Source organism: Ruminococcus sp. 1001136sp1_2201st1_G3_2201SCRN_220225 (genome assembly GCF_040924365.1).
Classification (GTDB): domain Bacteria; phylum Bacillota; class Clostridia; order Lachnospirales; family Lachnospiraceae; genus Blautia_A; species Blautia_A faecis.
Genome location: NZ_JBCOME010000013.1, coordinates 61,997 through 69,664, shown reverse-complemented (window position 1 = coordinate 69,664; position 7,668 = coordinate 61,997). Strand labels below are relative to the sequence as shown.

The window sequence follows — 7,668 nt, the reverse complement described above, 5'->3', positions numbered from 1 at the left end:
GTCGGAAAGCCGTGTGAGGGAGAACCTCATGCACGGTTTGATGAGGGGCGGATGAAAATTTCATCCGCCTACTCTACCCAGAGCCTGCAAAAAATCATTCTTGCAATCTGAACGCCTCACCTTGCAGTTAATTTTGACCGAATTGATTTTAAACACATTCCAATATGAGTATAATACAAAATATGAAATCAGCATGAAAGTATGCCCTGCAACGTACGTTTGTACGTCACAGAAACAACATAAACAGAAAAAATTGGTCATTGTAACGGAAATTTCTTTTGCAATTCTAAAAAAACTATAAAATTTTCTATTGCAATCAAAAAAACAGAATGCTATAATCATAACATTAAAGTAGTAAAGAGAAGAAGTTATGGAAGCCAAAGCCGGCTGGGAAACCACCAGTGGGCTTTTATACTATCTCAGTGTTGCAGAACCTGTTCCAAAAATCATTCCTGCAATCTGCATGCCATGTTTTTCGGATATGCCTTGGGCACCATGAGAGGCGAGATGACAGACGCTCTTACATAAATTAAGGAGGAGATTTATTATGAGAAATCTGAAAAAAGTACTCAGCATTACTGCAGCCGCAGCAATGGCAGTATCCACAGTAACACCTGTATCTGTATTTGCAGAGAGCGAGGAAACCTTCAAGATTGGTGTCATCGGACCTATGACAGGAGATTATGCACAGTATGGTAATGGTGTATATAATGCAGCTAAGATCGCAGCAGATGAGATCAATGCAAACGGCGGATTCAATGGATATCAGGTAGAAATCCTTGACGCTGGTGACGATCAGGGAGATCCGGAGAAAGCAGTTAACGCTTACAATGACCTTCTTGACAAAGGAATGCAGATGCTTTGCGGTACTGTTACCTCCGGTGCTTGTATCGCAGTAGGTGCAGAGGCAGCTGATAGTACATTCCTCTTCACACCGTCTGCTACAGCAGTAGACAGCATTACCGCTGGTGACAATGAGTTCCGTATGTGCTTTACAGACCCAATGCAGGGAACGAAATCTGCTGAGTATATTTCTGAGAAAGGTCTTGCTACGAAGGTAGCTACCCTCTACGATTCCATGGCTGATTACAACTCAGGTGTACATGATGCATTCGTTGCAGCCTGCGCTGATTACGGCCTTGAGGTTGTAGCTGATGAAGCATACACAACAGATAACAACACAGACTTTTCCGTACAGCTTGGAAAGATCAAAGACAGTGGCGCTGAGCTCCTGTTCCTTCCGAACTACTATTCTGACAACGCTCTGATTCTTCAGCAGGCTCATGACCTTGGTCTTGACATGAAGATTTTTGGTGTTGATGGTATGGATGGAATCCTGAATGTTGAGAACTTTGATAAATCTCTTGCAGAAGGCGTTATGCTTCTGACACCATTCTCTGCTACAGGCGATGATGAGGCAACTGTAAAATTTGTTAAAGCATATGGCGATGCAAACAATGGTGAGACACCAAATCAGTTTGCTGCAGATACATATGATGTACTTTACGCTATGCAGGCAGCAGCAAATGATGCTGGCATCACACCAGATATGTCAAATGAAGACATCAGTGCAGCAATGTCTGCTTCCATGCTGAATATTACTCTTGATGGTCTTACAGGAGAAGCTAAATGGACAGAAGACGGTGAGTGCGATAAAGCACCTAAGGCTTATGTGATCAAAGATGGCGTTTACGCTTCTATGGAGTAATTATAAGAATAGAGCCATTGTGCCGGTCATACGGCAGAGGCTTTAACCATTTCCCTGATTGCGCAGGGGATGGCCGTTAGCAAGGGGGAGACGGTTACCTGTGGGTCCGTCTCCTTCTTTGCAATTACAAAAATGATTGTTGTTTCAGTCTGAGACAACAAACGGACAGGTGGCCTGTCGGCGACATCATGATATAGGAAAGTCAGCTGCCGTCCGGGACATTCATAGTAAATAACTGGAGCGTGTCTGAAAATTTACTTCCGCTTTTTCGTGTCAGAAAGTGACAGGAAGCTTTACAGTGGGAAAAGCCGGGAATGAATTTTCAAACACGCTCGTGAAAAAGAAAAATCAGTTACTATCTACAGTAATAAATCCAGTTAAGAGGTGCATTATGAGTTTTATATCCTATTTAAAAGATGGTATCAGCCTGGGCAGTATTTATGCGATCATCGCTCTCGGCTATACAATGGTATATGGTATTGCAAAAATGCTGAACTTTGCACATGGTGATGTTATCATGGTTGGAGCATTTGTAATTCTTACCGCAGTTACCAAAGCCAGTATGTCACCAATCCTGGCAATCATTCTTTCTGTTGTGATCTGTACTGTTGCCGGTGTTGTCATTGAGGCAGTTGCATACAGACCTCTTCGTAAGGCTTCATCGAATCTGGCAGTTCTGATCACTGCAATCGGTGTCAGCTATCTGCTTCAGAACCTGGCGCTTTTAATTTTTGGCGCAGATGCAAAGAGCTTTGTTCCGGTTATCAATGTTCCGTCTCTGGAGCTGTTTGGCGGACAGCTTACGATTAAAGGTGTTACGATCGTAACAATCCTTGCCTGTATTGTGATTATGGTTGGTCTTCAGCTTTTTGTAAAGAAAACAAAACCGGGGCGTGCCATGCAGGCTGTTTCCGAGGACCGTGACGCCGCACAGCTGATGGGTGTCAACGTAAATGCAACCATTTCCCTTACCTTTGCAATCGGTTCCGGACTTGCTGCAATTGCAGGACTTCTTCTTTGCTCCGCATATCCTACACTGACTCCTTATACAGGCGCAATGCCTGGTATCAAGGCTTTCGTAGCGGCAGTATTCGGTGGAATAGGTTCTATCCCAGGAGCAATGGTTGGAGGAATTCTCCTTGGTGTTATTGAGATTTTCAGTAAGGCCTATATTTCCTCTCAGGTTGCAGATGCAATTGTATTTGCAGTTTTGATCATCGTGCTGCTTGTAAAACCATCTGGTCTGTTCGGCAAGAACATCCAGGAGAAAGTATGAGGTGGCCGATATGAAAAAAAATATGAACAAAACAACAAAAAACAATTTTATTACATATGGCATGGTAATCGCAATCTTCGTTGTGGTACAGATCCTTTCCTCTACAGGAAACCTGTCCAGACTGCTTACCGGCCTTCTGGTACCCATCTGTGTGTACATTATCGCATCTCTTTCCCTGAATCTGGTAGTCGGTTATTCCGGAGAGCTGAGTCTTGGACACGCAGGATTTATGTGCGTTGGAGCCTATTCCAGTGCTCTGTTTTCCCATGTTACCAGTGATGTGCTTCCGTCTGTTCCAAGATTGATTCTTGCATTGCTGGTAGGTGCTGCTGTGGCTGCTGTCTTCGGTGTACTGATCGGTATCCCGGTACTGAGACTTCGGGGAGACTATCTGGCAATCGTAACCCTGGCATTTGGTGAGATTATTAAGAACCTGATCAATATTCTGTATGTTGGTGTGGATGATAAAGGGCTTCACGTTGCAACAAGCGCAGCCAACCTGAAGCTGGATCCAGGCGGAAAACAGATCATCAAGGGTGCTCTCGGTGTTTCCGGTACTGCAACCTTATATAAAGATATTAAGGATTATTTCTTCCTGATCGGTGTGATTCTGGTTCTGGTCGTTCTGTTTATTATCCAGAATCTGGTAAACTCCGGAAGCGGACGTGCCATTACATCTACCCGTGATAACCGTATTGCAGCTGAGTCCATCGGTATCAACGTAACAAAGAATAAGCTGCTTGCATTTACTATTTCCGCTGCAATTGCCGGTGTAGCAGGTGTACTTTATGCCCACAACCTTTCCATGCTGAAGGTTTCTATTTTTGACTACAACATGTCCATCACCATTCTGGTATATGTAATTCTTGGTGGTATGGGAAATCTTCGCGGAAGTATTCTGGCAACGATTGTGCTTTATGCACTTCCCGAGCTGCTTCGTGGATTCTCCACCTACCGTATGCTGATTTATGCAATCGTAATGATCACAATGATGCTTTTCAACTGGGCTCCTGCAGCTAGAGATTTCAGAAGCCGTATTATTGAAAAAATCAAAGGTCACGTGAAAGAAAAGGAGGCAGCTTAATTATGGCAATGTTAGAGGTAAATAATCTTTCCATACAGTTTGGCGGCCTTCATGCTGTAGATAATTTTCAGCTGAAAATCGAAAAAGGCGAGCTTTACGGCCTGATCGGACCAAACGGTGCCGGAAAAACAACCGTATTCAATCTTCTTACAGGTGTTTATAAGCCAACAGAGGGAATTATCAAGCTGGATGGGCAGGATATCACCGGAAAAAGTATTATCGATATTAATAAAGCTGGAATTGCACGAACATTCCAGAATATTCGACTTTTTAAAGATATGACCGTACTGGACAATGTAAAGGCTGGTCTGCATAATCATTATAAATATTCTACTTTAACCGGAATCTTAAGACTTCCCAAATATTTTAAAGTAGAAAAAGAGATGAACGAGCGCGCTATGGAGATCTTGAAGGTGTTTAATCTGGATCAGGAGGCTGGTCTTCTTGCGGGAAACCTTCCTTATGGTAAACAGCGTAAGCTGGAAATTGCCAGAGCGCTTGCCACAGATCCCAAGCTTCTCCTTCTGGATGAGCCGGCTGCCGGTATGAACCCCAATGAGACTCAGGAGCTGATGGATACCATTCGGTTTGTAAGAGATCATTTTAATATGACGATCCTTCTGATTGAGCACGATATGAAGCTGGTTGGCGGTATCTGTGAGGAACTGACTGTATTAAACTTCGGACAGGTTCTTTGTCAGGGTGAGACAGCAAAGGTTCTGAAAGATCCTGCTGTTGTTACTGCATATCTGGGCGAATAAGGAGGAAAAAGAAATGGCAATGTTGGAAGTAAAAGATTTACACGTATATTATGGTGTAATCCAGGCATTAAAAGGAATCTCCTTTGAGGTAAACCAGGGCGAGGTCATTGCTTTGATCGGTGCCAATGGTGCAGGAAAAACCACTACACTGCAGACACTTACAGGTCTTCTTTCAGCAAAAGAAGGTTCCGTTGTTTTTGAAGGAAAAGATATTACCAGGGTTCCGGCCCATAAGATTGTTGAAATGGGAATTGCACATGTTCCGGAGGGACGTCGTGTTTTTTCAGATTTAAGTGTATATGAGAACCTGATCATGGGTGCTTATACGAGAAAAGATAAAGCTGAGATCCAGGAAAGCCTTGCAGGAGTCTATAAAAGGTTTCCGCGACTGGAAGAGCGTAAAGGACAGCGTGCCGGCACACTTTCTGGTGGTGAGCAGCAGATGCTTGCCATGGGGCGTGCCCTTATGAGTAAACCCAGACTGATCGTAATGGATGAGCCATCCATGGGACTTTCCCCAATCTTTGTAAATGAGATCTTCGATATTATCCGTGTGGTAAGTGAAAGTGGTACCACGGTACTTCTTGTAGAGCAGAATGCGAAGAAAGCCCTCTCTATCGCAGATCGTGCATACGTTCTTGAGACTGGTAAGATCACAATGAGTGGAAATGCAAGCGACCTGCTGAACGATGAAGCGGTACAGAAGGCTTACCTGGGTGAATAAAATTTGTAGATCTGACAGCTGATAGGCGACATGTCCGTTTTGTGAACAAAGTTCACAGAACTTTCGGGAATCTGGTGCATCACGAAGCGGTTACTGGACAGGTCGTGAACAGTAAGGTCTTTGGGAAAATAATCTGGTCAGGTGATTTTTATTGTTGTCGGAAAGAATGGAAAAAACAACGCTTCAGGAAGCTGGCCAGTGTAATAAGGAGGAGAGAAATGGACAATTTCGTAATTACAATTGCAAGACAGTACGGAAGCGGTGGACGTACCGTTGGTGAAATGCTTGCGAAGAAATTAGGGATTGGATATTACGACAAGGATATTATCCGCATGGCATCTGAGGACAGCGGAATTCACGAAACTCTTTTTGGAAGAGTAGATGAGTATTCCAGCGCAAAAAAACCGCTTTTCGGGAAGAATGGAATTTACAGCGGTGAGCTGATCTCGCCTCAGAGTAAGGACTTCACCTCTGATGAGAACCTGTTTAATTATCAGGCAAAGATCATCCGTGAACTGGCAGGGAAGGAGTCCTGCGTGATCATCGGAAGATGCTCCAACTATATTTTGAAGGATTATCCAAATGTGCTTCGTGTATTTATTCACGCTGATTGGAATTTCCGAATGGAAAAGGCTGCTGAGAAGCTGAGCATGAGCCAGAAAGAGATCGAAAAATTCCTTCAGAAGGATGACAAACGTAAGGATGAGTATTACCGCAGATTCACAGGTGAGGAATGGAAGGATGCCACTCAGTATGACCTGTGTCTGGATAGCAGCAAGCTTGGATATGAGAAATGCATCGAAGAAATTGAAAATCAGCTGAAGCTGCTGAAATAATAACAGGCTGTGTCACATAGCAGCATATGATGTGAAAACAAAAGGAAGAGCACTGGTGATTTTGAAAGAGATTGCCAGTGCTTTTTAATGTAACAGGAAATTCCGTTTGGATTTCCTGTTACATTAAAAGCCCTACCGGGCAGGATCGCACTGCGGCGGAAAGGTAGTTGTCGCTCGAGGCGACCCGCCGCAGGCGGAGAATCCTGCAAGCAGGATTCTTTTTTACATTTCATAAACATATATTATCAGGAAAGACAGATGTCAGGCGGCGGGATATGAAGGAAAAAAGACATCTGGTGATGTGGGTAGAATTTATCGCGTTGGCGGTGCTGCTGGCAAGGCTGGAAACTGTGAGAATCCGGGAGAATGCAAAAGAAGTGCAGGAATATGCCTGTGCCGGGCGGGAACAGGAAGGTGCGCAGAAGGGGTACGGAAAAAGAGAGGAAAAAACTGTCAGTGACAAAGTGATAGGGGCTAGGAATAGAAGGTCAGAAAAGAAGCTGGAAGATACTTTGGAAAAGAATGTGACGGAAAAGAAAAAAGCAGCTCTGACTTTTGATGACGGTCCTAACAGTAAATATACGCCGCTGCTTCTGAAAGGGCTGAAGGAGAGAGGGGTCCATGCTACTTTTTTTCTCATGGGGAAGAATATTGAGGGAAAAGAGGCCTTGGTGAAGCAAATACAGGAGGAAGGTCATCTGATCGGGAATCATACATATAATCATGTACAGCTGGATAAGATTTCAAAGGAGGCAGCAAAAGAAGAAATTGAGACAACCAACCAGAAAATCTTTGAAATCACAGGTGTGTACCCGGCATGGTTAAGACCGCCATATGGGGAGTGGCGAAAAAATCTGGATTTTTATGTGGAGATGTTTCCTGTACTCTGGGATGTGGATACTTTGGACTGGAAGAGTAAAAATGTAGATTCGATTATGAAAATTGTGCGGTCGGAAGTGTCAGACGGGGCAGTGATCCTGATGCATGATGCTTACCAAAGCTCAGTAGATGCAGCGCTTCAGATTGTGGATCTTCTGATGGCAGAAGAATATGAATTCGTGACTGTAGAGGAGCTGATATTGCCGTAAAAGATCGTTAAAGATGTTCATTGGTAATGTGTTACTGTTCACTCCGTTCACAATAACGCGCTTCGCGATGCACAGAAATCATGCATTCGCATGATTTCGCGCCGCAATTCTCGGATTTTCTGTGAACTTTGTTCACAAAAAACGCCTCGCGGAACGTTACCAGTGAACAGTAATGTAATGTTCCGCGAACA

7 protein-coding genes are annotated in these 7,668 nt (G+C 43.9%); all 7 read left to right on the top strand.

What is annotated here, in order from left to right; genetic code table 11:
- Window positions 1–547 precede the first annotated feature (547 nt).
- Window positions 548–1,708: an ABC transporter substrate-binding protein gene (locus AB5642_RS06430; protein WP_118578207.1), complete on the top strand. Its 1,161-nt coding sequence runs from the start codon at window positions 548–550 to the stop codon at window positions 1,706–1,708.
- A 391-nt stretch (window positions 1,709–2,099) separates the two neighbouring features.
- On the top strand, window positions 2,100–2,984 hold the full coding sequence (locus AB5642_RS06425; protein ID WP_118578208.1) for a branched-chain amino acid ABC transporter permease: 885 nt from the start codon (window positions 2,100–2,102) through the stop codon (window positions 2,982–2,984).
- Window positions 2,985–2,994: 10 nt separating this feature from the next.
- Entirely contained in the window at window positions 2,995–4,068 is a 1,074-nt protein-coding gene (locus tag AB5642_RS06420) for a branched-chain amino acid ABC transporter permease (protein ID WP_173719402.1), read from the top strand.
- Window positions 4,069–4,070: 2 nt separating this feature from the next.
- Window positions 4,071–4,829, top strand: coding sequence for an ABC transporter ATP-binding protein (locus AB5642_RS06415; protein WP_148461141.1), 759 nt, complete (start codon window positions 4,071–4,073; stop codon window positions 4,827–4,829).
- 13 nt (window positions 4,830–4,842) lie between these two features.
- Window positions 4,843–5,553, top strand: a complete 711-nt coding sequence (locus AB5642_RS06410; RefSeq protein WP_118578210.1) for an ABC transporter ATP-binding protein — start codon at window positions 4,843–4,845, stop codon at window positions 5,551–5,553.
- A gap of 218 nt (window positions 5,554–5,771) precedes the next feature.
- Window positions 5,772–6,389, top strand: coding sequence for an AAA family ATPase (locus AB5642_RS06405; RefSeq protein ID WP_148461142.1), 618 nt, complete (start codon window positions 5,772–5,774; stop codon window positions 6,387–6,389).
- Window positions 6,390–6,664: 275 nt separating this feature from the next.
- Window positions 6,665–7,477 (top strand): polysaccharide deacetylase family protein, encoded by an 813-nt coding sequence (locus AB5642_RS06400; RefSeq protein ID WP_226841004.1) that lies wholly within the window; start codon window positions 6,665–6,667, stop codon window positions 7,475–7,477.
- Window positions 7,478–7,668 lie beyond the last annotated feature (191 nt).

Coding starts and splice junctions, on each gene's coding strand:
- AB5642_RS06415 (WP_148461141.1), top strand. CDS start 4,071: ATGGCAATGTTAGAGGTAAATAATCTTTCCATACAGTTTGGCGGCCTT.
- AB5642_RS06430 (WP_118578207.1), top strand. CDS start 548: ATGAGAAATCTGAAAAAAGTACTCAGCATTACTGCAGCCGCAGCAATG.
- AB5642_RS06400 (WP_226841004.1), top strand. CDS start 6,665: ATGAAGGAAAAAAGACATCTGGTGATGTGGGTAGAATTTATCGCGTTG.
- AB5642_RS06420 (WP_173719402.1), top strand. CDS start 2,995: ATGAAAAAAAATATGAACAAAACAACAAAAAACAATTTTATTACATAT.
- AB5642_RS06425 (WP_118578208.1), top strand. CDS start 2,100: ATGAGTTTTATATCCTATTTAAAAGATGGTATCAGCCTGGGCAGTATT.
- AB5642_RS06410 (WP_118578210.1), top strand. CDS start 4,843: ATGGCAATGTTGGAAGTAAAAGATTTACACGTATATTATGGTGTAATC.
- AB5642_RS06405 (WP_148461142.1), top strand. CDS start 5,772: ATGGACAATTTCGTAATTACAATTGCAAGACAGTACGGAAGCGGTGGA.